At 67.5% G+C, this 22,282-nt stretch carries 22 protein-coding genes and 1 tRNA gene; 14 read left to right on the top strand and 9 right to left on the bottom strand.

The genetic code is table 11. The features are described 5' to 3' along the window. The first annotated feature begins 336 nt into the window (after window positions 1–336). From ACQVDU_RS15230 to ACQVDU_RS15280, 11 genes are all read left to right on the top strand, one after another. Window positions 337–1,365 (top strand): TadA family conjugal transfer-associated ATPase, encoded by a 1,029-nt coding sequence (locus ACQVDU_RS15230; protein WP_443477585.1) that lies wholly within the window; start codon window positions 337–339, stop codon window positions 1,363–1,365. Further along, window positions 1,362–2,312: a type II secretion system F family protein gene (locus ACQVDU_RS15235; RefSeq protein ID WP_443477586.1), complete on the top strand. Its 951-nt coding sequence runs from the start codon at window positions 1,362–1,364 to the stop codon at window positions 2,310–2,312. Before ACQVDU_RS15230 ends, ACQVDU_RS15235 begins: the two co-directional genes overlap by 4 nt. Window positions 2,313–2,357: 45 nt before the next feature. Beyond that, window positions 2,358–2,555: a DUF4244 domain-containing protein gene (locus ACQVDU_RS15240; protein ID WP_292710230.1), complete on the top strand. Its 198-nt coding sequence runs from the start codon at window positions 2,358–2,360 to the stop codon at window positions 2,553–2,555. Beyond that, window positions 2,552–2,884: a TadE family type IV pilus minor pilin gene (locus ACQVDU_RS15245; RefSeq protein WP_292710232.1), complete on the top strand. Its 333-nt coding sequence runs from the start codon at window positions 2,552–2,554 to the stop codon at window positions 2,882–2,884. Before ACQVDU_RS15240 ends, ACQVDU_RS15245 begins: the two co-directional genes overlap by 4 nt. Further along, complete coding sequence (locus ACQVDU_RS15250; RefSeq protein ID WP_443477587.1) at window positions 2,884–3,201, top strand: helicase; 318 nt, start codon at window positions 2,884–2,886, stop codon at window positions 3,199–3,201. Before ACQVDU_RS15245 ends, ACQVDU_RS15250 begins: the two co-directional genes overlap by 1 nt. Before the next feature lie 63 nt (window positions 3,202–3,264). Further along, window positions 3,265–5,997, top strand: a complete 2,733-nt coding sequence (gene topA / locus ACQVDU_RS15255) for a type I DNA topoisomerase (protein ID WP_300592745.1) — start codon at window positions 3,265–3,267, stop codon at window positions 5,995–5,997. After that, window positions 5,994–6,623: a dTMP kinase gene (tmk, locus tag ACQVDU_RS15260; protein WP_443477588.1), complete on the top strand. Its 630-nt coding sequence runs from the start codon at window positions 5,994–5,996 to the stop codon at window positions 6,621–6,623. Before topA ends, tmk begins: the two co-directional genes overlap by 4 nt. Window positions 6,624–6,682: 59 nt before the next feature. Next, a complete protein-coding gene (locus ACQVDU_RS15265) occupies window positions 6,683–7,855 on the top strand; it encodes a DNA polymerase III subunit delta' (RefSeq protein ID WP_331791729.1) in 1,173 nt (390 codons plus the stop codon). Further along, window positions 7,852–9,399 (top strand): alpha/beta hydrolase, encoded by a 1,548-nt coding sequence (locus tag ACQVDU_RS15270; RefSeq protein WP_443477589.1) that lies wholly within the window; start codon window positions 7,852–7,854, stop codon window positions 9,397–9,399. The genes ACQVDU_RS15265 and ACQVDU_RS15270 overlap by 4 nt, the downstream gene beginning before the upstream one ends. Before the next feature lie 68 nt (window positions 9,400–9,467). Continuing rightward, window positions 9,468–9,540: transfer RNA gene (locus ACQVDU_RS15275), tRNA-Thr, on the top strand. Between the two features lie 169 nt (window positions 9,541–9,709). Continuing rightward, window positions 9,710–10,096, top strand: a complete 387-nt coding sequence (locus tag ACQVDU_RS15280) for a hypothetical protein (protein ID WP_292710250.1) — start codon at window positions 9,710–9,712, stop codon at window positions 10,094–10,096. Window positions 10,097–10,103: 7 nt separating this feature from the next. Here the strand turns inward: ACQVDU_RS15280 and ACQVDU_RS15285 are convergent, their stop codons facing one another. Continuing rightward, entirely contained in the window at window positions 10,104–11,093 is a 990-nt protein-coding gene (locus tag ACQVDU_RS15285; RefSeq protein WP_443477604.1) for an EamA family transporter, read from the bottom strand. Beyond that, window positions 11,050–12,200 (bottom strand): IS3 family transposase gene (locus ACQVDU_RS15290; protein WP_292897044.1). Its coding sequence is split into 2 segments (ribosomal slippage): window positions 11,050–11,930 and window positions 11,930–12,200, totalling 1,152 coding nucleotides; the frame shifts between segments, so codons are not numbered across the junction. The genes ACQVDU_RS15285 and ACQVDU_RS15290 overlap by 44 nt, the downstream gene beginning before the upstream one ends. Before the next feature lie 164 nt (window positions 12,201–12,364). Between ACQVDU_RS15290 and ACQVDU_RS15295 the strand changes: the two genes are divergently transcribed. Both ACQVDU_RS15295 and ACQVDU_RS15300 read left to right on the top strand, forming a co-directional pair. Beyond that, the gene (locus ACQVDU_RS15295) at window positions 12,365–14,671 is read left to right on the top strand and encodes an MMPL family transporter (protein ID WP_443477590.1); all 2,307 of its coding nucleotides are present in this window, start codon (window positions 12,365–12,367) and stop codon (window positions 14,669–14,671) included. A gap of 19 nt (window positions 14,672–14,690) precedes the next feature. Beyond that, window positions 14,691–15,269 carry an isochorismatase family protein gene (locus ACQVDU_RS15300; protein ID WP_443477591.1) on the top strand — a complete coding sequence of 193 codons (579 nt, stop codon included), beginning with the start codon at window positions 14,691–14,693 and terminating at the stop codon, window positions 15,267–15,269. On the opposite strand, the gene chrA is transcribed toward ACQVDU_RS15300, so the two are convergent. From chrA to ACQVDU_RS15335, 7 genes are all read right to left on the bottom strand, one after another. After that, entirely contained in the window at window positions 15,270–16,502 is a 1,233-nt protein-coding gene (gene chrA / locus ACQVDU_RS15305) for a chromate efflux transporter (protein WP_443477592.1), read from the bottom strand. Between the two features lie 9 nt (window positions 16,503–16,511). Beyond that, window positions 16,512–16,973: an arsenate-mycothiol transferase ArsC gene (locus tag ACQVDU_RS15310; protein WP_300595158.1), complete on the bottom strand. Its 462-nt coding sequence runs from the start codon at window positions 16,971–16,973 to the stop codon at window positions 16,512–16,514. Continuing rightward, a complete protein-coding gene (locus tag ACQVDU_RS15315) occupies window positions 16,970–18,361 on the bottom strand; it encodes an FAD-dependent oxidoreductase (RefSeq protein WP_443477593.1) in 1,392 nt (463 codons plus the stop codon). The genes ACQVDU_RS15310 and ACQVDU_RS15315 overlap by 4 nt, the downstream gene beginning before the upstream one ends. 26 nt (window positions 18,362–18,387) lie before the next feature. Then, window positions 18,388–19,116 carry an aquaporin gene (locus tag ACQVDU_RS15320; protein WP_443477594.1) on the bottom strand — a complete coding sequence of 243 codons (729 nt, stop codon included), beginning with the start codon at window positions 19,114–19,116 and terminating at the stop codon, window positions 18,388–18,390. Between the two features lie 14 nt (window positions 19,117–19,130). After that, a complete protein-coding gene (locus tag ACQVDU_RS15325) occupies window positions 19,131–19,772 on the bottom strand; it encodes an arsenate reductase ArsC (RefSeq protein WP_443477595.1) in 642 nt (213 codons plus the stop codon). Next, on the bottom strand, window positions 19,769–20,185 hold the full coding sequence (locus ACQVDU_RS15330) for an arsenate reductase ArsC (RefSeq protein ID WP_443477596.1): 417 nt from the start codon (window positions 20,183–20,185) through the stop codon (window positions 19,769–19,771). The genes ACQVDU_RS15325 and ACQVDU_RS15330 overlap by 4 nt, the downstream gene beginning before the upstream one ends. A 70-nt stretch (window positions 20,186–20,255) precedes the next feature. Next, window positions 20,256–21,146: a metalloregulator ArsR/SmtB family transcription factor gene (locus tag ACQVDU_RS15335; protein ID WP_443477597.1), complete on the bottom strand. Its 891-nt coding sequence runs from the start codon at window positions 21,144–21,146 to the stop codon at window positions 20,256–20,258. Window positions 21,147–21,298: 152 nt separating this feature from the next. Between ACQVDU_RS15335 and ACQVDU_RS15340 the strand changes: the two genes are divergently transcribed. Beyond that, window positions 21,299–22,261, top strand: coding sequence for a PstS family phosphate ABC transporter substrate-binding protein (locus ACQVDU_RS15340; RefSeq protein WP_300595170.1), 963 nt, complete (start codon window positions 21,299–21,301; stop codon window positions 22,259–22,261). Window positions 22,262–22,282: the final 21 nt, after the last annotated feature.

Raw genomic sequence — 22,282 nt, forward strand, 5'->3', positions numbered from 1 at the left:
CACACAGGCAAGCTTCGCGCTCAAACTATGTGAGGCACCGGCCACCCCCACACGCTCAAAGAAGCTGAGGCACGTCGACGGATTGTGACGGTCCCTTTCGTTGCGTATGCTTGTGCGCGGCCGAACATCTGATTCTGGCATCGCGGCACCGACCACCCCCGATAACGGTGCCGCACGGCGGCATCCCTCTCCCCCGATGGGATGCCGCCCTCTTTTGTGTCGGGGCATTCTTGCCGCGCCGGCAGTGTTCCTCCCCAGCTCGCCTCGTCTACGCGTTTGCTCGCGCTCTCGCGCTGGCGTGCCGGGTGCCAGGAACCGGATGCCTACCGTCGAGGCATGCCTGACCTCTTCGTTCCGCTTCCGCCGTCTGTCACCGGGCGCGCAGGAGGAGGCGCGCCAGGAGCGCGGACGGGCGGGTCTCTTCGCGGAGCCGAGTGGCTGCGGCATCCGTCGCTGAACCTGCTGCGTTCCCACCTGGAGGACCCCGAGACCACTGATGTCTTCGTGAACGGTGCGGCGGTGTTCGTCGACCGAGGTCAGGGGCCGCGTCGCGCGGCAGGTATCGAACTCGCCGAGACCGACGCACGCGATCTGGCGGTCTCTCTGATCGCGGCGGGTGGTCGGCACATCGATGAATCGCACCCCTGCGTTGACGTCAGGTTGGACGGAGGGGTGCGGGTGCACGCCGTCCTTCCTCCGGTCTCGGTCAGCGGGACGCTCGTGTCGATTCGCGTTCCACGCCTGGAATCGATCACGCTGGCTGAGCTCGGTCGGCGCGGCATGTTCGATGCCGACGTCGGCGACCGGCTGCGAGAGATCGTGGGCGCCCGAGAGAACGTGCTGGTCACGGGAGCTGCCGGGGCGGGAAAGACGACACTGCTGTCAGCTCTTCTGTCCGAGGCGGGGCGCGATGAACGCATCCTGACGATCGAGGATGTCGCCGAGTTGCGTCTCGAGCATCCTCACCACGTACGCCTCGAAGCCCGACAACCGAACCTTGAGGGGGCCGGCGGGATCAGCCTCGCTCGCCTCGTGCGCGAAGCGCTCCGGATGAGACCGGACCGACTCGTCGTAGGGGAGTGCCGCGGCGAGGAGATCCGCGAGCTGCTGTCGGCGCTCAATACCGGTCACGATGGTGGTGCCGGCACGGTGCACGCCAACAGCCTCGCCGATGTGCCCGCGAGGCTCGAGGCCCTCGGAGCCCTCGCAGGCCTCACCGACCACGCGCTCGCACGGCAGGTCACCAGTGCGATCGGGGTCGTCATCCACGTCAGCCGTGATCGCGACGGCAGACGCCGCATTGGCGCGCTCGGTCACCCCACGCTCGGTCCGGACGGTCGTCTCCATATAGAGGAGGAGTTATGACGACCCGGGTAGCCGAGACAGTGCTCCGCATCGCGGTGCTCCTCGAGGCTGGGGTCACTCCGGCCCGTGCGTGGGATCATCTGGCCCGGCAAGGGGACGAGCGGGCGTCGCGCGTCGTCCATGCGGCTGCCGGTGGTACCCGGCTCGACAGCGCGATCGCTAGTTTGGCTGCCGAGCCCGCGCCAGAGCGACGCCGCAGATTCCGCCTCACGCGAGCCGATGCAGTGGGGGAGTCGGTCCAGGAACGCGAGCGACGGATGTGGCGAGAGGTGGCTGCTGCGTGGTCCATCGCGACGACGGTTGGGGCGCCGTTGGCGCCCGCGCTCCGTTCCTTCGCTGATGTGCTGCGGGATACCGCGGAGTCAGCCGATGAGATCCGGGTCGCCCTCGCCGAGCCGACGTCTACGGCGCGACTGCTGGGCTGGCTTCCGGCTGTCGGTATCGGTCTCGCATTCGCCCTCGGATTCGATCCCCTCGGAACCCTGCTGCGTGAGCCGGCAGGATGGGCATGCGCCGCGGTCGGCATCGGCCTGCTCATCGCGGGACGACGCTGGACATCGCGGCTGGCGCTCGCCGCTCACCGAGATGCCGCGATGCCGGGAATGGATGCCGACCTCACCGCGATAGCGCTCAGTGGCGGCGTGTCGGTGTCGCGGGCCAGAACGCTCGTTGACGCAGCGCGTGGCGAGGATGCCGACGATTCCGTGGCGGTCCGGGACACACTCCTCCTTTCCGAGGCGGCGGGAGTACCGGCCGTCGAGTTGCTGCGCTCGGCTGCTGCGCTGGACCGTCACCGTGCGCGGGTCGACGGGCGCCTGCGGGCAGCTCGCCTGTCGACGAAGCTGCTCCTGCCGCTCGGCATCTGCACGCTCCCTGCCTTCCTGTGCCTGGGCGTCGCACCGATGTTCCTCAGCATCCTGCCCTCCGTTTCTCTTCCGCTTCCCTGACCGTGCCCACCCCCGTGCCCACCGCCTCAACCGATTGGAGAACCCATGTCCCCGCTGCCCCGTTTGACCTCGCGTACTGCGCGCGAGCTGTTTCTGGACGAGACCGGCGCTGCCACTGCGGAGTACGCGATTGCCACGATGGCGGCGGTCGCCTTCGCCGGCCTGCTGGTCGTGATCATGCGCTCGGACGAGGTGCGCGGCATCCTCACCGACCTGGTGCGCCGCGCGCTCAGCGTCGAATGATCCGCGACGGGCTCGGCGGTGATCGCGGGTCGGTCGCCGCCGAGTTCGCGATCGCGATGACGGCTGTCGCGGTTGTCGTGCTTCTTGCCGTCGGAATGCTCGGGGCGGCCGGGCGACAGATCCTGCTGCAGGATGCCGTCGCCGACGCTGCCAGACTCGCCTCCCGCGGCGAGAGCGGCGCGCGCGTGAGTGCGCTCGTGCAGGATGCCGTCCCCGGCGCGACGGTCGAGATCAGCGACGAGGGAGACCTGGTGTGCGTGACCGCGGCACGCACGGTTTCCGGGATTCCCGTCAGCGCGCGCGGCTGTGCCCTCGCGGATGGCTGGTGATGGCGGGCACCGTTGCCTCGGCGGGCATCGCGGCGATCGGCGCTGCGGTGATCGTGGCCGCTGCGGGAATGGGCGCGGCATCCGTCGTCGCCCAACGCGTGGCCGGTGCTGCTGATGCGGCCGCGCTCGCGGCGGCGGATGCGGCATCCGGCGCGGTCCTCGGCGTACCCTGCGACCGTGCAGCCGAGGTCGCCTCGGCGATGGGGGCGCGGGCGTACGCGTGTGACCTCGCCGAACTCATCGCGACCGTGTCGGTCTCGGTCCCTTTCGGCGCGTTCGAGGTCACCGCAACAGCTCGGGCGGGCCCGCCGCCGTAGCGCTCTCAGCCTTCGCTGTGTCGCCGTGTGTGTATGGTGTGCATCGAAGAAAGGAAGCTTTCGTTGGCCACAGGCAAGAAGCTTGTCATCGTCGAGTCCCCGACGAAGATGAAGTCGATCCAGGGATACCTGGGTGACGGGTACGAGGTGCTCAGCTCGGTGGGACACATCCGCGACCTCGCGAGCAAGAAGGACATTCCTGCCGAGAAGAAGCAGGCCTACGGGAAGTATTCGATCGACGTCGACAACGACTTCGACCCCTATTACGTCATCAGCGATCGCAAGACCAAGACCGTCGCCGAGCTCAAACGGGCCCTCAAGGATGCCGACGAGGTGCTGCTCGCAACAGATGAGGACCGCGAGGGCGAAGCCATCGCGTGGCACCTGCTCGAGGTGCTCAAGCCGAAGGTTCCCGTCAAGCGCATGGTCTTCCACGAGATCACGAAGGACGCGATCCGCGCCGCCGTCGACAAGACCCGGGACCTCGATCTCGCCCTGGTCGACGCGCAGGAGACGCGGCGTGTGCTCGACCGCCTGTACGGGTGGGATGTCTCGCCGGTGCTGTGGCGCAAGGTCGGGTCTGGCCGCGAAGGGGCCGCGCTCTCTGCCGGCCGTGTGCAGTCCGCTGCCACCCGCATGGTCGTCGACCGCGAGCGCGAGCGCATGGCGTTCGTCGCCGCCGACTACTGGGATGTCGAGGCTCTCGCCGGCAAGAGCGGCTCCTCGTTCACGACGCGCCTTGCGCGCATCGACGGGGCGTCCCTTGCTCGCGGAACCGACTTCGATGACAAGGGCCAGCTGAAGAAGGCGGTCGTCGTCCTCGACGAAGCAGCCGCGCGAGCGCTCGCCGCTGCCGTCGAGACCGCGGCCGAGGCATCCGTCACCGCGCTCGATGCAAAGCCTGGTACCCGCAGCCCGAAGCCGCCCTTCACGACCTCCACGCTGCAGCAGGAGGCCGGTCGCAAGCTCTCGATGAGCGCGAAGCACGCGATGAGCGTCGCGCAGCGTCTCTACGAGAAGGGCTACATCACCTATATGCGCACCGACTCGACCGCCCTGTCGACGCAGGCGGTCACCGCCGCGCGCGCGCAGGCGATCGAGCTCTACGGCGACAAGGCCGTGCCGCTGAACCCCCGCGCCTACCGGAACAACTCCAAGAACGCGCAGGAGGCGCACGAGGCAATCCGTCCGTCGGGTGAGTTTTTCCGGCGGCCCAGCGAGGTCACCGGCCAGCTCGACCGTGACGAAGAGCGCATGTACGACCTCATCTGGAAGCGCACGATCGCCAGCCAGATGTCGGACGCCAAGTACGAGACCACCACGGTCACTCTCGCGCTCGAGGCCGACGGCAAGAAGGCCGAGTTCACGGCATCCGGCACCGTCTACACCTTCAAGGGTTTCCTCGAGGCCTACGAAGAGGGACGCGACGAAAAGCGGGCCGACGCCGACCGTGCCGACGACCAGTCGCTGCCGGCCCTTGCCGTCGGCGACGTGCTGAGTCTCACGGATGTCGAACCCAAGGGTCACTCCACGAGCCCCAAGCCCCGCTACACCGAGGCGAGCCTCGTGAAGGCGCTCGAAGAGAAGGGCATCGGACGCCCGTCGACCTTCGCGAGCATCATCGATGTCATCCTCGATCGCGGGTATGTCACCAAGCGCGGACAGGCCCTCGTCCCCAGTTGGGTCGCGTTCAGCGTCGTGCGGCTACTCGAAGAGCACTTCTCCGAGCTCGTCGACTACGACTTCACCGCTGCGCTCGAAGACGACCTCGACGCCATCGCGCGGGGCGAGCAGAAGCGCATCGAGTGGCTCAAGGAGTTCTACTACGGCTCGGATGCCCACGTGGGGCTTCGCAATATCGTCGACAACCTCGGCGACATCGATGCGCGCGAACTCAATGCGCGCCCGATCAGCGACACCGTGACCCTGCGTGTCGGCAAGTACGGACCGTACCTCGAGGTCATCGACCCTGCGAACCCGGATGCCGACCCGCGCCGCGTCAACGTTCCCGACGACCTCGCGCCCGACGAGCTCACACCCGAGAAAGCGCAGGAGCTCATCGATGCGCCGGTTGCGGGCAATCGTGTGCTCGGTGAAAACCCCGCCAACGGCAAGCTCGTCGTCGTCAAGGATGGTCGCTTCGGCCCCTACATCGAAGAGACCGAGCCCGAGGCCGCGGCGGTCGTCGACCCGGAGACCGGTGAAGTTCTCGAGACGGCACCGGCCGAGCCGGCACCCGCTGCGAAGGGCAAGAAGTCCACCGCGAAGAGTGCTGCACCCAAGAACCGCACGGCATCGCTGTTCCGGTCGATGTCGGTCGACACGATTGACCTCGAGACGGCGCTGCGTCTGCTCGATCTGCCGCGCGTCGTGGGAGAGGACCCCGCCTCGGGCGAGCAGATCACGGCGCAAAACGGTCGGTTCGGTCCCTACCTGAAGAAGGGAACCGACTCCCGCTCGCTCGAGAGCGAAGCACAGATCTTCGACATCACGCTCGATCAAGCGCTCGAGATGTACGCCCAGCCGAAGTACGGTGCCCGCCGCGCGTCGAGTGCGCTCAAGGAGTTCGACGCCGACCCGACCAGCGGCAAGCCCATCCGTCTGCGCGATGGCAGGTTCGGCCCGTACGTCACCGACGGTGAGACCAACGCGACGATTCCGCGCGGTGAACAGGTCGACGACGTGACGTTCGAACGCGCCGTGCAGTTGCTCGCCGACAAGCGGGCGAAGGGTCCGGCGCCCAAGCGCACGACCAAGCGCGCTACGACCACCCGCAAGACGACGGCCAAGAAGTGACAGCACCGGGACTGTTCATCACCCTTGAGGGCGGTGACGGGTCGGGCAAGACGACGCAGGCCAGCCTGCTGCGCGACTGGCTCGAGTCTGAGGGGCGCATCGTGGTGCGCACGCGCGAACCCGGCGGGACCGAGGTCGGTGTCCTCATCCGTGACATCGTCCTGCACCACCGGGGCGAAGTGTCGCCGCGGGCCGAAGCGCTGCTCTACGCCGCCGACCGGGCTCACCACATCGCTACCGTCGTGCGCCCAGCTCTGGAGCGGGGCGAGGTCATCATCCAGGACCGCTACCTCGACTCGTCGGTTGCCTACCAGGGCGCGGGGCGCGTGCTGGGTCGCGACGAGATCCGCGACCTGTCGCTGTGGGCGACCGAAGGCCTACTGCCTGATCTGACAGTTCTGCTCGACCTCGATCCCGCAACAGCACGGGCGAGGCTGGATGCTGCTGACAAGCCCTTCGACCGGCTCGAGGCGGAGCGCGACGAGTTCCACGCCCGGGTGCGCGCCGAGTATCTCGCGCTGGCTGCCGCCGAGCCCGAGCGCTTCCTCGTGCTGGATGCGTCGCTGCCGGCAGATGAGATCGCCGAGGCAGTCCGTGCGAGAGTGACGGCTCTGCTCGCGCTGTAACGCGTGCCGTGGTGGCGGCTCACGGCACATCGTCGGATGCCGCGGCTACGCTGGTCTGCATGCAGGCAGCGCCCCCCGAACAGGTTGTGCCCTGGGGTGCCGTGTGGGGTCAGCCCGAGGCTGTCGCGCAGTTCCAGGCCGCAGCATCCGACCCCGACGCGCTCGCCCACGCCTGGCTCATCACCGGGCCACCGGGCTCAGGCCGCTCGACGCTCGCTGCGGCGTTCGCGGCAGCACTCATTGCCGACCCCGGCGACGAGGCGACGATGCGTCAGGTGATCGCGCGGACGCACCCCGATGTGACGGTCCTGCGCACCGAGCAGGTGATCATCCGCATCGACGAAGCCCGCCAGCTCGTCGAGCGCGCGTACTTCGCCCCCTCGCTCGGCCGGTACCGGGTGATCATCGTCGAAGATGCCGACCGCATGGCCGAGCGCACCTCCAATGTTCTGCTCAAGGCGCTCGAAGAGCCCCCTGAGCGCACCGTGTGGGTGCTGTGTGCACCCAGCGACGCGGACCTTCTTCCCACCATCCGTTCCCGGGTGCGGGTGGTGCGCCTGCGCGAGCCCGATGTCGCCGATGTGGCTGCGCTCATCGCGCAGCGCACGGGAGCGGATCCGGTCACCGCCGAGCAGTCCGCACGGCACGCGCAACGGCACATTGGGATGGCGCAGCGGCTCGCGACGGATGCCGAGGCTCGCGCGCGTCGCGATCTGACGCTGCGTGCCGCGCTCGGTGTTCGCAGCGTCGGCGATGCCGTCGATGTCGCAGGTCGCATCGTCCAGGCAGCCACCGACGACGCCAAAGCACTCACCGTCGAGCGAGACGAGGCGGAACGCGAGAGTCTGAAGCGCACCCTCGGGATCGCAGAAGGCGCCGCTGTTCCCCCCGCCGTCCGAGCGCAGATCAACGCTCTCGAAGAGGATCAGAAGCGCCGCGCGACCAGGAGCCTGCGTGACGGGATCGATCGTGTTCTTACGGATCTGCAGTCCCTGTACCGGGACGTTCTGATGATCCAGTTCGGCAGAATCGAGGCGGCAGGGGAGAGCATCCTGATCAACCGGGAGATGGACACCGACCTCCGCGGCCTCGCGGGGGCGTGGTCACCGCAGCGGACGCTCGTCGTGCTCGACGAGATCGCCCGCACGCGCCGGAACCTCGAACAGAACGTCGCGCCGACCCTCGCGCTCGAGAGCCTGCTCATCACCGTCTCGTCGGGAAGGACACCATGACCGCACGCCTCGCACGACGCATCCTGATCGTGAGCGCCACGACGGTGGCGGCAGCTGTCGCGCTCGCCGGGTGCTACCTCATCCCGATGCCGGATCAGAGCTCCGCCCCGCACCGTTCCCCGATGCCGATCACCGACGGGGTCGCCCCGGACCTGCTGCCCTTCTATCAGCAGACGCTCGACTGGACTGATTGCGGTGGCGACTTCGACTGCACCACCGTCACGGCCCCCCTCGACTGGAGCGATCCGGAGGCGGGGACGATCGATCTCTCCGTCATCCGTCACGCGGCAACCGACAGCGATCCGCTCGGGTCGCTCCTGACCAATCCCGGCGGGCCGGGAGCCAGCGGCGTAGATCTCGTGCGCGACTCCCTGGATTATGCCGTCGGACAGGCTCTGCAGGAAAACTACGACGTCATCGGTTTCGATCCTCGCGGAGTCGGTGAATCCACCGCCGTCACCTGTCTGGATGCCGCCGGCATGGACTCGTTCGTCTTCGACATCCCGCCCGGGCAGCGCCGCTCTGCGGAATGGGACGCGTTCGTCGTCGAGAAGCAGAAGACTTTCGCTGCCGCGTGCGAGCAGAACAGCGACGGCATCCTGCCGTTCATCACAACCGAGAACGCGGCGCAGGACATGGATCTGCTGCGCGCCGTTCTCGGCGACGAGAAGCTCAATTACCTCGGCTACTCGTACGGGACGTTCCTCGGCGCCACGTACGCGAAGCACTACCCGGATCGTGTCGGGCGTCTCGTGCTCGACGGCGCGATCGATCCCTCCTTGAGCGGGCTGGATGTCTCCACGCAACAGGCGATCGGCTTCGAGAACGCGCTTCGTGCCTATATGGCCTCGTGCGTTGGCCAAAGCGACTGCCCGTTCAACGGTTCGGTCGATGAGGCCATGGGCGACCTCGCAATCCTGCTGGCCAGTGTCGACCGCGACCCGATCCGCAACAGCGACGGCCGGATGCTGGGTGCCGACTCACTCGTAACGGCGATCGTCACCGCACTGTATGCGCAAGAGAGTTGGCCGTACCTGACGCAGGCGCTCACCGACGCGCTGCAGGGCGAGGCGAGCACCGCATTCTCGCTCGCCGACTTCTACTACAACCGGCAGGACGGCCAGTATCTTGACAACTCGACCGAGGCGTTCCTCACCTACAACTGCATGGACTACCCGGCTGACGAGACGGATGCCGAGCACGCTGCGTCTCAGGCGGCTATCGCCCAGCAGGCTCCGACCATCGCCCCGTACTGGGAGAGCGTGAACCTGTGCGATGTATGGCCCTATGCGCCGACCGGTGTTCGGGAGCCGATCACGGCGGCTGGAGCCGAGCCGATCGTGGTGATCGGTACGACCGGTGACCCCGCCACACCCTACGACTGGTCGGTTGCTCTGGCCGATCAACTCGAGTCGGGCGTGCTCATCACGCGCGTGGGCGAGGGGCACACCGGGTACAACAAGGGCAATGTCTGCGTGGATGATGCCGTCGAGGCCTACTTCATCGACGGCATCGTGCCGCCTGACGGCCTCGTCTGCCAGTAACGACCGGTGGTCACGAGCCAGGTGCGGACACGGTAAGATCGTTGATCGTGCATCGCGCGAGCGATCACGCCACCTTAGCTCAGACGGCAGAGCGATTCACTCGTAATGAATAGGTCAAGGGTTCGATTCCCTTAGGTGGCTCTGAACGAGAAGAGACCGTCCGCAGGGCGGTCTGTTCTCGTTCATCGCCCGAGGAGCGAACCCTTGGGTGGGCCCACGCCGCCGGAGGCTCCGGGCGCCGCGTAGCGGCGGCTGGAGTGGCGGTGGGGACGATTCCCTTAGGTGGCTCTGAACGAGAAGAGGAGCCTCAGTGCCCCCCGCGCTTGCTATTGCTCTCGAGATCTACACCTGGATCGGGCTTGGCGCGGCTGTCGTGCTGGGGATCATGGCGTTGATCGCCTGGGTAGCCGATGGGTCATGGGTGCCGGTGCGTGCAGTTGTCACGGCGACGCCGGTCGGCCCGGTGGTGCGGTGGTTCGATGAGGGCGGCATCCTGGGCGAAGCCCCGCTCCCACCCGGCGCGAGCGTGCACGATGAAGAGGTCGAGCTGTGGGCGCGCCTCGGCCGGCACGATACCGTTCGCGTTTCTCGGACGTCGCCTTTCGTGCGTTCGCTTGCTCGCCTGACCGCAGGCTTCGCGGCGCTTGCGCTCATCGGCCTTGTCGTCTCGGTCGTGCTGCTGTTCCTCGAGGGCTGAGCCTGCCTCAGGCAAGCGCCAGCAGCACGCCGGCGCTCAGGGCCAGGGCAAGACCCAGCCATTGGACGGCCGCGACGCGCTCGCGAAGCACGACGGCGGCGAGCAGGATCGTCCCGGCCGGGTAGAGCGCAGTAAGTGCCGCCACGATAGAGAGATCCCCGAGGCGTAGGGCAGCCAGAAGCAGAACGTTCGCGATGACATCGAGCACGCCACACACGACGGCGAGTCCCCAACCTGCAGGACCGGATCGCGTCGGGGTCATCACGTTCATGCGCGCGTGCTCGAGATCGGCGTGGCCGGTGGGTGTGGCGCCGAGCTCGGTCCCGCCCGCTCGCAGGGCGGATGCTGCGCCTTGTCCGCGCCGCACGGCCGAGATGATCATCACCGTGACGACGATCGTCGTGATGAGCGAGTTCGTCGCTCGGTTGGCGATCATCGGCACCAGACCGCTGTCGTCGCCGGCCTGATCGAGAGCGATGAGGAAAGCCCCGATAGCGAGCCCTGACCCCACGGCCATCACGAGTCCGCGCCCGGACGGCCTCACTGCCCCTTGACCGGGAATGAACCCAACGAGCACAACGGCGACCAAGGCGACGCCGAGCCCCGCGTATCCCGTGATTGTGAGGTTCTCACCTCCGATCGTGAGACCCCAGATCATCGGTGCGATAGCCCCGGTGACTGCGGTCACGGGAGAGAGGATGCTCATGGGGCCGATCGCGAGGCACGCGTAGAGCAAGACGATGGCGATCACGCCGAAGACGCCGGAGAGGGCACCCCAGGCGACATCCTCGATGTTCCACCTCGCCCCGAGCAGGGGTACCAGCGCGAACAGAACCACGAGCCCGCTCAGGGCGGCGGTTGCCGTCACCACGATCGAGCGCAGGCGCCTAGCCGCCAGCCCGCCGAAGAAGTCGGCGGCACCGTAAATGAACGCTCCCAGTGGGCCGCCCCCTTCATTCGGTCCGGTCGCTGTGCGAGTCGTCGGTTTCCAGTTGATGGGTGCATTGCCGAGCGTAGTCGACCGGTGCGAGGTATCCGAGCGATGAGTGCCGGCGGTCATGGTTGTACTCGGTCTTCCAGTCGCCGATCACGACCTGGGCGTGCAGCAGCGAGTAGAAGCTGTTGATGTTCAGGCACTCGTCGCGGAGCCTGCTGTTGAACGACTCGACGTACCCGTTGTGCCAGGGCGAGCCGGGCGGAATGTAGAACAGGCCGGTGCGGGTGCCGGCCCAGTCGGCCATCGCGTCGCTGATGAACTCCGGCCCGTTGTCTGATCTGAGCACCGCGGGCGCGCCGCGGACGGCGACGAGGTCCTCGAGGTGGGCAGTGAGTCGGTCCGCGGTGATCGACCGCTCGACAAGCCCTCCGATGCACTCACGGGTGTGCTCGTCGACGATGGAGCAGATCTTGATCGGGCGGCCCTGCTCGTCGGCATCGAACTGGAAGTCCACCGCCCACACGAGATTCGGTGCGACCGCTGCCGGGGCGTCGACGGTCGAGGATCCGACGCGTTTGCGCCGCCGCCGCTGGGGGACACGGAGGCCTTCCTCGCGCCAGAGCCGCTGGATCTTCTTGTGGTTCACGGCCCACCCCTCGCCGCGAGCGTCGTGGTAGGCCCTGCGGTATCCCCACCGCGGATGCTTCTTCGCGTACGCGCGCAGCCAGTCCCGCAACGCCCTGTCCGGGTCGGCGGTCGTGTCGCCCTTGAGCGGGCGACGGTACGCGGACCTGCTCAGCCCGGCCAGACGGCACGCCATCCGCTCGCTCACCTGCAGTGTCCTGATCAGGTGAGCGACGGCGGCGCGGCGCCTGCCCGGGCCTAGAAGTTTCCCTCAGCCAACTCCTTCAGCGCGGCCTTCTCCAGCTCCGCTTCGGCCAGCAGCCGCTTCAGAGTGGCGTTCTGCTTCTCGAGCTCCTTGAGACGCTTCGCGTCGTCGGCCTTCAGGCCGCCGTACTGGTTCCGCCACCGGTAGTACGTCTGCTCGGACACGCCGAGCTCCCGACACACCGCGGCGACGTCCGCGCCGTCGGCGAGCATCCTGTCGGCCTGCCCGAGCTTGCGGACGACCTGCTCCGGGGTGTGACGCTTCCTGCTGTTCGTCATGATCTGACCAGTCTCCCTGCCCGAACCCTCGGGCGACAGGACGACTCACACAACGACTGGACCTACAAAACGGGGTCAGTCCACCAGGAGCGCGACGGATGCCGATACCATCCGTCAACGATAGGGGTTGCGTCTGCACCCCATTAGCTAGATAAACTAGCGATATGGGTCCAGTGAAAGAGCGTCTGCGTCCGTCGCGGTGGTTGCGAATCGGCATCCCCGCACTTCTCGTGCTGATCTGGGTGGGCGTCGGCTCGGTCGGCGGACCCTACTTCGGAAAGGTCGACGAGGTCGCCAGCAACGACCAGTCGAGCTTCCTCCCGGAGAGCGCGGACGCAACGCGCGTGGCCGAGCGACTGCCGGATTTCTTGGGTGACGAAGCAATTCCTGCCGTCCTCGTCGTCACGGGCGACGGTGAGCTCACCGATGACCAGCTCGCCGAAGTGCAGACCCTTGTCGACGAGATCGCGGGCATCGACGGTGTGCTTGATGGGGTATCGCCAGCGGTGGTCTCGGATGACGGTGAAGCGGTTCAGGTCTTCATCCCGATCGACTCGTCGGGTGAAGTACGCGAGATCGTCGAAGAAATCCGCACTCTCGTCACCGACGAGCTGCAGGCTCCGCTCGAGGGGTGGGTCACCGGGCCGGCCGGATTCACCTCCGACCTCGTCAAGGGCTTCCTCGGGATTGACGGGCTGTTGCTGATCGTCGCGCTGGTGGCGGTGTTCGTCATCCTGGTGATCGTCTACCGATCGCCGCTGCTGCCGATCCTCGTGCTCATGACCTCGACCTTCGCGCTGACCGTCGCGCTCTTGGTCGTATGGTGGCTCGCCTACGCTGGCGTGTTCGTCCTCAACGGTCAGGTTCAGGGCATCCTGTTCATCCTCGTGATCGGTGCGGCAACCGACTACGCGCTGCTCTATGTCGCGAGGTTCCGAGAGGCGATCGGCGAGGGTGAGCCCCGATGGAACGCGACCCTGCGCGCCTGGAAGGGATCGTTCGAGCCGATCCTCGCGTCGGGCGGCACGGTCATAGCTGGTCTGCTCATCCTGCTGCTGTCCGACCTTGCGACCAACCGGGCTCTCGGGCCCATCGCCTCGATCGGTATCGCGTTCGCAATGCTCTCTGCCCTCACCTTTCTGCCCGCGCTGCTCGCTCTGTTCGGTCGCGCGGCGTTCTGGCCGTTCATCCCGAAGCACGGCCTCGCGGAGCTTCCCGATGACTTCACCAAGCCGGTCAAGGGATTCTGGCCACGTCAAGCGCGACTCATCGCACGCCGCTCGCGCCCGGTCTGGATCATCACGACGATCGCGCTGCTGGTGGCAGCGCTCGGTGTCACCCAGTTCAAAGCGGATGGCGTGGCATCCAGCGACCTCGTCCTGGGATATTCCGAGGCTCGAGACGGGCAGGATGTTCTCGCCGAGCACTTCCCGGCAGGCTCCGGTAGCCCCGTATACGTGATCGTTCCCGAGAGCGAGCTTGCCGCCGCAGTCACGATCCTCGACGACAGTGCCGGGATCGACTCGGTCTCCGTCGCCTCCGAGGACTCGCCCAGCGGACAGGCCCCGGTGTCGGTCGAGAACGGGGAGCCGGTCTTCACGGCCTTCGGGCCGCCGGGTACTCCGGCCCCGAGTCCCACCGTCTCGGACGGCGACGTGCTCGTGATCGCGACGCTGACGGATGCCGCAGACTCGGCTGAGGCCGAGCAAACCGTGCGCGACCTTCGCGACGCGTTCGCCGACGAGCTCGGCGACGGTGTCGCGCTGGTCGGCGGTGTCACAGCGACGGATGTCGACTCCAACGACACCTCGATCCGTGATCGCACTGTCATCATCCCGATCGTGCTGGTTGTCATCCTGCTGATCCTGATGCTGCTGCTGCGGGCCGTGCTCGCGCCGGTCCTGCTGATCCTCACGGTTGTCGTGTCGTTCGGCTCGGCTCTCGGTGTCAGCGCGCTCGTCTTCGACTACGTCCTCGGATTCCCGGGCGCAGACCCGGCGGTCCCGCTCTATGGATTCGTGTTCCTCGTTGCCCTCGGCGTCGACTACAACATCTTCTTGATGTCCCGCGTGCGCGAGGAGTCACTCGTGCACGGGACGCGGCGCGGCATCCTGCGAGGCCTTGTCGCAACGGGCGGGGTCATCACGTCTGCGGGTCTCGTGCTGGCCGCCACCTTCGCGGCGCTCGGAGTCATCCCGATCCTGTTCCTCGCCCAGCTGGCGTTCATCGTCGCGTTCGGTGTGTTGCTCGACACCTTCGTCGTACGCTCGCTGCTCGTGCCCGCACTGGCGTATGACATCGGGCGGGCGATCTGGTGGCCGTCGAAGCTCTGGCGGCGCGGACCCGAAGTGGTGGGCACGGTTCGCGACCCGCGATCGGCTGAACCGGTGGAGGCGACCCTGCTCGAGGGCGACTCGCAGCCCCTCAGCCGTCGCGCACTGCGTGAGGCCCGGGATTCCGACGACGGGTGAACGAGCGTAGCCTCGAGGCATGGGTAGGGCACTGTTCATCGTCGATGTCCAGAACGACTTCACCGAAGGCGGGGCACTTGGTGTCGAAGGCGGGGACGCCGTAGCCGAACGGATCTCGCGGTACCTCGTGACACACGCCGAGGAGTACGACATCATCGTCGCCTCGCGCGACTGGCACCATCCCGATCACGACAATGGCGGGCATTTTCATCCTGAGCCAGACTTCGTCGACACCTGGCCGGTCCACTGCGTCAGCGGCACGGAGGGCGCCGAGTACGATCCAGCGTTCGACACGGCATCCGTCACCCACCACGTGAAGAAGGGGCAGGGAGAACCGGCGTACTCGCTGTTCGAGGGGACGACGGATGACGGCGCCAAGGTGTCGGATCTGCTGACCGCGCACGGCATCCTCGAGGTGGATGTCGCGGGGATCGCCACCGACTACTGCGTGCGGGCCTCGGCCCTGGATGCCATTGCCCACGGCAGGCGCGTGCGGGTCATCACCAACCTTGTAGCCGGGGTCGCTGCCCACTCGAGTGAAGCCGCGCTCGCCGAGGTTGCGTACGCCGGAGCGGAACTGGTCGAGATCCCGACCTGATCACGAGATCCCGACTGCGGCCAGCACGATGCCGCCGGCGCCCCCGACCAGGACGACTGCCCAGGGTGGGAGCTTCCATGCGATCAGCAGCACGAAGCACACCAGCGCCAGGCTGAACGATCCGGGCCCGACGATCCCGGTCGTGAAGAGCGGGTCGTACAGGGCCGCGCCGAGGATGCCGACCACTGCCGCGTTCGCGCCGCGCATGAGTGACTGCATCCAGGTTCGGGTGCGCAGCGCGTTCCAGAACGGCAGCACACCGATCAGTAGCAGGAACCCGGGGAGGAAGATTGCGACCAGTGCGATCGTGGCGCCGAGAACGCCCCCGGGGCCGACGCTCGAGAGGGTTCCGAGGTAGGCCGAGAAGGTGAACAGCGGCCCGGGCATCGCTTGGACTGCGCCGTAGCCGGCGAGGAACTGTTCGGGGCTCACCCAACCCGTCTCGACAACCCCCGCCTGCAGCAGCGGAAGGACGACGTGGCCGCCGCCGAAGACGAGAGCTCCGGCGCGGTAGAACGTGTCGAACAGGGTGAGTGCGCCGCCGCCGGTGAGCGCGGCGAGAATCGGCATCCCGAGCAGGATGACGACGAACGCAACCAGGGTGGTGATTCCCGCTGTGCGCGATACCGGGAAACGCATAAGACCGGTGTCACCGAGCGCTGTCGGTACGGATCGGCACAGGAGGAGACCGGCGAGCGCGCCGAGAACGATCGCGAGGACCTGTCCGATCGATCCTGCGAGAAGGAGTGCGACGACTGCCGCGACGACGGCGATCGAGGCCCGCCGCGCATCGGGCGTCAGATTCTTCGCCATGCCCCACACAGCCTGCGCGACGATAGCGACCGCCACGATCTTGAGGCCCGTCAGCAGACCAGCGCCGATCACACCCTCGAACAGCGCCGCGCCGAACGCGAAGGCGACCATGAGGATCGCGGAGGGCAGCGTGAACGCGATGAAGGCGGCGAGGGCGCCGAGCGTTCCCGCCCGGTGCAGGCCCATCGCGAAGCCGACCTGGCTCGACGCGGGCCCGGGAAGGAACTGGCACAGGGCGACCAGGTCGGCGTAGGCCTTGTCGCTCATCCACCGGCGCCGCGCGACGAGGTCGTCGCGGAAGTAGCCCAGGTGGGCGACGGGGCCGCCGAACGAAGTGACACCCAGGCGCAGGAAGGCCCAGAACACCTCGACTGCCGAGCCGCGCGATGCGGTGTCGGTGTCAGGAGCGCTCGCGGTCACGGCCGGATTCTACGGGGCGGTTCGGTCGCGCTGGTGACCTGCTGAGGCGTCGGTATCGGCATCCGTCCCTGAAGAGCTGTGGGGTGAGAGACGTGCGGCGAGCTCGCGTACGCTCCGCAGCACGTCGTCGCGCAGTCCGCGCGCCCCGTCGGCATCCCAGTTCGCCGGGTCGGGAAACTGCCACTCGACGAGTTCGCCGGCGACGGGACCGGGGAGACTGAGGCCCGGCTTCATCGTGACGACGACGTCAGCGTCCGCAAGATCCTCGGCCGTCACGGCGCGGGGCACGGCGGCGGTGGTGTCGATGCCGAGCTCGGCGAGAGTCGCGGCGATCGCAGGGTTGATGCTCGCCGCGGGCGAGAGTCCCGCGCTGGTGGCCACCACGTTCTCGGGCGCGACGTGGTTCATGAGGTGCGCCCCCAACTGAGAGCGTCCGGCGTTGTGCTGACAGATGAACAGGACAGTGGTCACGCGGACTCCTCAATGGTGGTTTGGGCGTGCTGGCGGTCCCAGGCCTGCGCCGCGACCTGTACGGCATCCCAGGGCGAGCCCAGCGGCGGCGTGTACGCGAGGTCGAGTTCGCTGATCTGCGCGAGCGAGAGCCCGGCATACAGCGCCGTCGCGTAGGTGTCGACGCGCTTCGCGGTCTCGGTGCCCAGCCGCCCCACGAGCTGTGCGCCGAGCAGTCGCCCCGTCGCACGGTCGCCGGTGAGCCGGATGCTGATCGGCTGTGCGCCGGGGTAGTAGCGCTTGTGGTCGTCGGCGACGGATGCGACCGTCGCCGGATCGAAGCCCGCGGCGGCTGCCTCGTGGTCGCGAAGGCCCGTGCGCGCGGCCACGACGTCGAACACCTTCACGACCTGGGTGCCGACGGACCCCGCGAACCGGGCCGAGCCGCCGAGAGCGTTCTCGCCCGCGATTCGCCCTTGCTTGTGGGCAGTCGTGCCGAGCGGAAGGTAGGTCTCGCCGAGCAGTCGGTGATGCGTGATGACCCCGTCGCCAGCGCCGAACACATGCGGAATTCCGGTTCTCATGTGCTCGTCGACAACGACGGCGCGCCCTGCGCCGAGCCGCGCGCCGGCCTGCTCGAGCAGTGCGGTGCTGGGCCTGACTCCCACGACCAGCAGGACGACGTCGGCGTCGTGGCTCACGGCTTCGCCATCGACGGTGGCATGCACCCGCAGTCCGGCACCGACACTCTCGACGCTGCGCACGATCGTCCGGGTGTGGACCGCCACACCGTGGGTCACGAGCTCGTCGTGCACGATCGACGCCAGTTCGGGGTCGAGGGTTGAGAGCACCTCGGGGCCGCGCTGCAGCTGGGTCACCGCAATTCCGCGCGCCGTGAAGCCCTCCGCCATCTCGAGGCCGACGTACCCGGCGCCGATGATGATCGCCGTGCGCGGCTGACGCTCCTGCAGGTCGCGTTCGAGCGCGAACGTGTCGCCCATCGAGTGGATGACGTGCACGCCGTCTGTGGGGCCGAGGCGATCGAGTCCTGCGATGCCCGCGTGCGAGGGGAGCGCCCCGGTGCCGACGATCAGTTCGTCGTACGCGATCTCGGACTCGGCACCCGCCGCGTCACGCACGGTGAGGCGGCGGGAGGCTGCATCGATGCGTGTGGCGAGGGTGTCCAGCCGAAGCGCCATCCCGGTGGCTTCCAGGTCGGCGTGCGTCCGGTGCGCGAGGCTCTGCCACGGCGACACGTCGCCCGAGAAGTAGTACGGGATGCCGCAGATCGAGTAGTTCGGGTAGCTGTCGGCCACCACGACGGTGACCTCGGCGCCGGCATCCAGTTCTCTCGCCCGCAGCGCGGCCGAGATTCCGGCATCGCTGCCGCCGATCGCGACGATGTGCATGGGCGCTCCTCGGTGTCGGGCCGCTTTCAGCGGTTGACGTCGTCCAACTGCGGGATGACGATCTCTTCGGCGGCGTCCGCGACGTGGGGGAACAGCAGCATCGCCGCGAGCACCGCGATCGCAGCGCCGACCAGCTGCGCACCGATGTACGGCAGCACCGACGAGGCCCCGATTCCCGCAAACGTATCGCTGAACAGGCGCCCGATGGTGACGGCGGGATTGGCAAACGATGTCGAACTGGTGAACCAATACGCGGCGCCGATGTAGGCGCCCACCGCCGGGGCCGCCGCCGCACCCTGGCCGGTGCGAGCCAGGGCCACGATCAGCAGGATGAGACCGAAGGTCGCGACGACCTCGGCCAGCAGCGTCGCGGGGGTTGCGCGATCGGTGGTCGACAGGCTCGTCGGCACCGCGAACATGAGGTTCGCGAGGACGGCCCCGCCGATGGCGCCGGCGATCTGGACGACGACGTAGACCGCCAGCACGGATGCCGACAGTCCGACCCGGTGTCTGCGGCCCAGTGCCCAGTCCACGAGGGAGACCGCGGGGTTGAAGTGGGCGCCCGAGACCGGGCCGAGCATCAGAATGAGCACGGCCAGGCCCAGCGCCGTCGCGATGCTGTTCGCGAGCAGCTGGATGCCGACATCGTCCGAGAGGCGGGTGGCCATGATGCCCGAGCCGACGACGATCGCCACGAGCAGGCCGGTGCCGAGGAACTCCGCGAAGGCGCGCCGAAGCAGGGGAGCGGGGTGCACGGTGCGGGGCCCGGTCAGCCGACGAGCTCGGTCACGAGCGTCTCGACGCGGCGGCGGATCTCGTCGCGGACCTCCCGGACGCCGTCGAGGTCGAGGCCTGCGGGATCCGTGAGTTCCCAGTCGAGGTAGCGCTTGCCGGGATAGACCGGGCAGGCATCGCCGCAGCCCATCGTGATGACGGCATCCGCGGCGCGCACGACATCGTCGGTCAGGGGCTTGGGGAACTCCTCGTCGACGCTGATGCCGATCTCTTCGAGCACCGTGACGACGCTCGGCAGGATCGACACGCCCGGCTGCGAGCCGGCGGAGCGGACGTGGACGCGGTTTCCGGCGATCTGGCGTGTAAGGGCGGCGGCCATCTGCGAGCGCCCTGAGTTCTGTACACACACGTACAGCACCTCGGGAGCGGGCTTGGCAATGAGGCCCTTGGACTGAGCGAGTGCCGTGAGACGGTCGCGCGCGAACTTCTCGGCCAGGCTCGCTAGGTGCGTGTCGACCTTGGCGGTTCGCGACAGCGCCGCGTAGGACTCGAACACGACGCGTTCGACGGTCTCTTCGTTCACGATGCCCGCGAACTGGTGGGCCAGTCGCTCCGTCGCGCGGTGCAGCGTGGCCTCGACCGAGAGCAGCGGATCCTGCCCGCGCCCGGCGCTCATGCCCGCTCTCCTGCCGGGACGAGCTCGGCGATGAGGGCCTCGACGCGACCGCGGATGTCGTCGCGGATGACGCGCACGCTCTCGATGCCCTGGCCTGCCGGGTCGTCGAGCTGCCAGTCCTCGTAGCGCTTGCCGGGGTAGATGGGGCAGGTGTCGCCGCAGCCCATCGTGATGACGACATCGGAGTCTTGCACCGCCTGGACGGTGAGCACCTTCGGGGTGTTGCCCGCGATGTCGATGCCCTCTTCGGCCATGGCCGCCACGGCGACGGGGTTGATCTGGTCCTTCGGCTCGGAGCCTGCCGAGAGCACCTCGATCTGGCCGCCCGAGAGCGCCTCGAGGTATCCGGCGGCCATCTGGGACCGGCCGGCGTTGTGCACGCAGACGAACAGGACGGTGGGCTTCGCGGTCATGGGATCGCCTTTCTCGAGGAGTTGAGAAAAGCATAGATGAATATCTATTGATTCGCCAGGCGGTGGCGCATCAGTTCGGGGGAGTGTCAACGAACAGCTCCGCGAGCAGTCCACGGACGCGCTGGTCGATGTCATCACGGATGCCGCGCACGGCAGTGAGCGGCTTGCCCACTGGATCTTCCAGATCCCAGTCGAGGTAGCGTCTGCCGGGGTAGATCGGGCACGCGTCGCCGCAGCCCATCGTGATGACGACATCCGCGGCACGGACCGCATCGTCGGTCAGTGGCTTGGGGAACTCGTCGCCGATCGAGACGCCGATCTCATCCAGCGCGGTCACGATCGTGGAGCGGACGTCGGCCGTCGGGGCTGAGCCGGCTGTGCGTACGGTGACGGTGTCACCGGCAAGGTGGCGCAGTATGCCGGCCGCGAGCTGTGATCTGCCGGCGTTCTGCACGCACACGAACAGCACGTTCGGGGTGGTTTCCGACGTGTTCGCGGATGCCGCGGCCACGGCTTCGAGCCTGCTGGCGGCGAACGAGAACGTGCGGGATGCCAGAAGCGGGGCATCCGTCGCCGACAGACGCGCATGGCTGTCGGCGACGACCTCGCGAATCTGATCGGTGCTGACGCGCTCGCCGAATCGGGACCGCAGGTCCGTCGTGATCCGATCCAGATCGACGGATGTCGCCTCGCGCGGGCGCCCCAGGATCGCATCGACACGGTCGGCGGCATCCGGAGCCACCGAGTACCAGACCTGCCGCCCCTCGGGCTCGCGGGTCACGATCCCGTCGGTGAGCAGGGTCTTCATGTGGTGGCTGACGGTGGGCTGGCGAAGTCCGAGTTCGGTCGCGAGTCGCCCGACGAGCACGCGGCCGTCGGGGGAGGAGCGCATGAGGCTCAGGATGCGGGCGCGCGTCGGGTCGCCCAGCGACGTGAGCGCGGCATCCGTTCCAGAATCCATCGATTGCAGTCTATTCGATTGAAGTGGATTTGCCGCGTTTACCGCGCGTTCAGATAGAACAGCTTCTATGTGAGTCAGATAGAAGCTCTTCTATCTGACTCACGATCGTGAGTTCCATCTGGCCCACTGAGGCCTTGAAGGGAAAGTGCACTGTGAAGAACAACACAGCTAAGTTTGCTATCGCGGCCGCAGTCCTCAGCGCTGCGCTCGCGCTGAGCGCCTGCGGCGGACAGTCAACCGACGCCGGCGATGAGGGCTCGGCACTCACGGGAACGATCGCGTCCGATGGATCGTCGACGGTCGGGCCACTCACTGAGGCCGCTGCGACCGAGTTCGCGTCGGTCGAGCCGGGCGTCCAGGTGACGGTGGCAACCTCCGGCACCGGTGGGGGCTTCAAGACGTTCTGCGCAGGCGAGACCGACATCTCGAACGCATCCCGCCCGATCAAGGATGAGGAAGCGACCACCTGCGCGGATGCCGGGATCGAGTTCACCGAAATCGTCATTGCCAACGATGGCCTCTCGGTCGTCGTCAACCCTGAGAACGACTGGGCTCAGTGCCTCACGGTCGAGCAGTTGAACACGATCTGGGCCCCGGAGTCAGAAGGTGTCATCACTAACTGGAACCAGGTCGACCCGTCGTTCCCGGATGTCGAGCTGACGCTGTACGGCGCTGGCACCGATTCCGGAACCTTCGACTACTTCACCGACGTCATCAACGGCGAGGAAGGTGCGAGTCGTACGGACTACAGCCCCTCCGAAGATGACAACGTCACGATTCAGGGTGTATCGGGCGAGCTCGGCGCCATGGGGTACTTCGGGCTCAGCTACCTCGAGGAGAATGCCGACCTGATCAAGGGGGTGGAGGTCGACGGCGGCGAAGGCTGCGTCTTCCCGTCGGTCGAGACGGTCCAGGATGGCACCTACACGCCTCTTGGCCGACCGCTGTTCATCTACGTGAACAACGCGTCCTACGTCGAGAACGAAGCGGTCAAGGCTTTCGTTGACTACTACGTCGAGAACGCCGTTTCCGTGGCCGAGTCGGCGCTGTTCGTCCCGCTGACCGACGACCAGATCGTCACCGCGCAGGAAGAACTCGCGAGCCTCGTCGGCTGACATTCCCTCGCGACTGGGCCG

The organism is Microbacterium sp. F2, assembly GCF_052274505.1.
In the GTDB taxonomy this organism is placed as follows: Bacteria; Actinomycetota; Actinomycetes; order Actinomycetales; family Microbacteriaceae; genus Microbacterium.

What these genes read in the sequence shown, in the direction of transcription:
- ACQVDU_RS15235 (WP_443477586.1), top strand. Translation starts at nt 1,362, where the DNA reads ATGACGACCCGGGTAGCCGAGACAGTGCTCCGCATCGCGGTGCTCCTC.
- ACQVDU_RS15245 (WP_292710232.1), top strand. Translation starts at nt 2,552, where the DNA reads ATGATCCGCGACGGGCTCGGCGGTGATCGCGGGTCGGTCGCCGCCGAG.
- ACQVDU_RS15295 (WP_443477590.1), top strand. Translation starts at nt 12,365, where the DNA reads ATGGGTCCAGTGAAAGAGCGTCTGCGTCCGTCGCGGTGGTTGCGAATC.
- ACQVDU_RS15230 (WP_443477585.1), top strand. Translation starts at nt 337, where the DNA reads ATGCCTGACCTCTTCGTTCCGCTTCCGCCGTCTGTCACCGGGCGCGCA.
- ACQVDU_RS15240 (WP_292710230.1), top strand. Translation starts at nt 2,358, where the DNA reads ATGTCCCCGCTGCCCCGTTTGACCTCGCGTACTGCGCGCGAGCTGTTT.
- ACQVDU_RS15325 (WP_443477595.1), bottom strand. Translation starts at nt 19,772, where the DNA reads ATGAGCGCCGGGCGCGGGCAGGATCCGCTGCTCTCGGTCGAGGCCACG.
- ACQVDU_RS15300 (WP_443477591.1), top strand. Translation starts at nt 14,691, where the DNA reads ATGGGTAGGGCACTGTTCATCGTCGATGTCCAGAACGACTTCACCGAA.
- ACQVDU_RS15265 (WP_331791729.1), top strand. Translation starts at nt 6,683, where the DNA reads ATGCAGGCAGCGCCCCCCGAACAGGTTGTGCCCTGGGGTGCCGTGTGG.
- ACQVDU_RS15330 (WP_443477596.1), bottom strand. Translation starts at nt 20,185, where the DNA reads ATGACCGCGAAGCCCACCGTCCTGTTCGTCTGCGTGCACAACGCCGGC.
- ACQVDU_RS15335 (WP_443477597.1), bottom strand. Translation starts at nt 21,146, where the DNA reads ATGGATTCTGGAACGGATGCCGCGCTCACGTCGCTGGGCGACCCGACG.
- ACQVDU_RS15270 (WP_443477589.1), top strand. Translation starts at nt 7,852, where the DNA reads ATGACCGCACGCCTCGCACGACGCATCCTGATCGTGAGCGCCACGACG.
- ACQVDU_RS15250 (WP_443477587.1), top strand. Translation starts at nt 2,884, where the DNA reads ATGGCGGGCACCGTTGCCTCGGCGGGCATCGCGGCGATCGGCGCTGCG.
- ACQVDU_RS15315 (WP_443477593.1), bottom strand. Translation starts at nt 18,361, where the DNA reads ATGCACATCGTCGCGATCGGCGGCAGCGATGCCGGAATCTCGGCCGCG.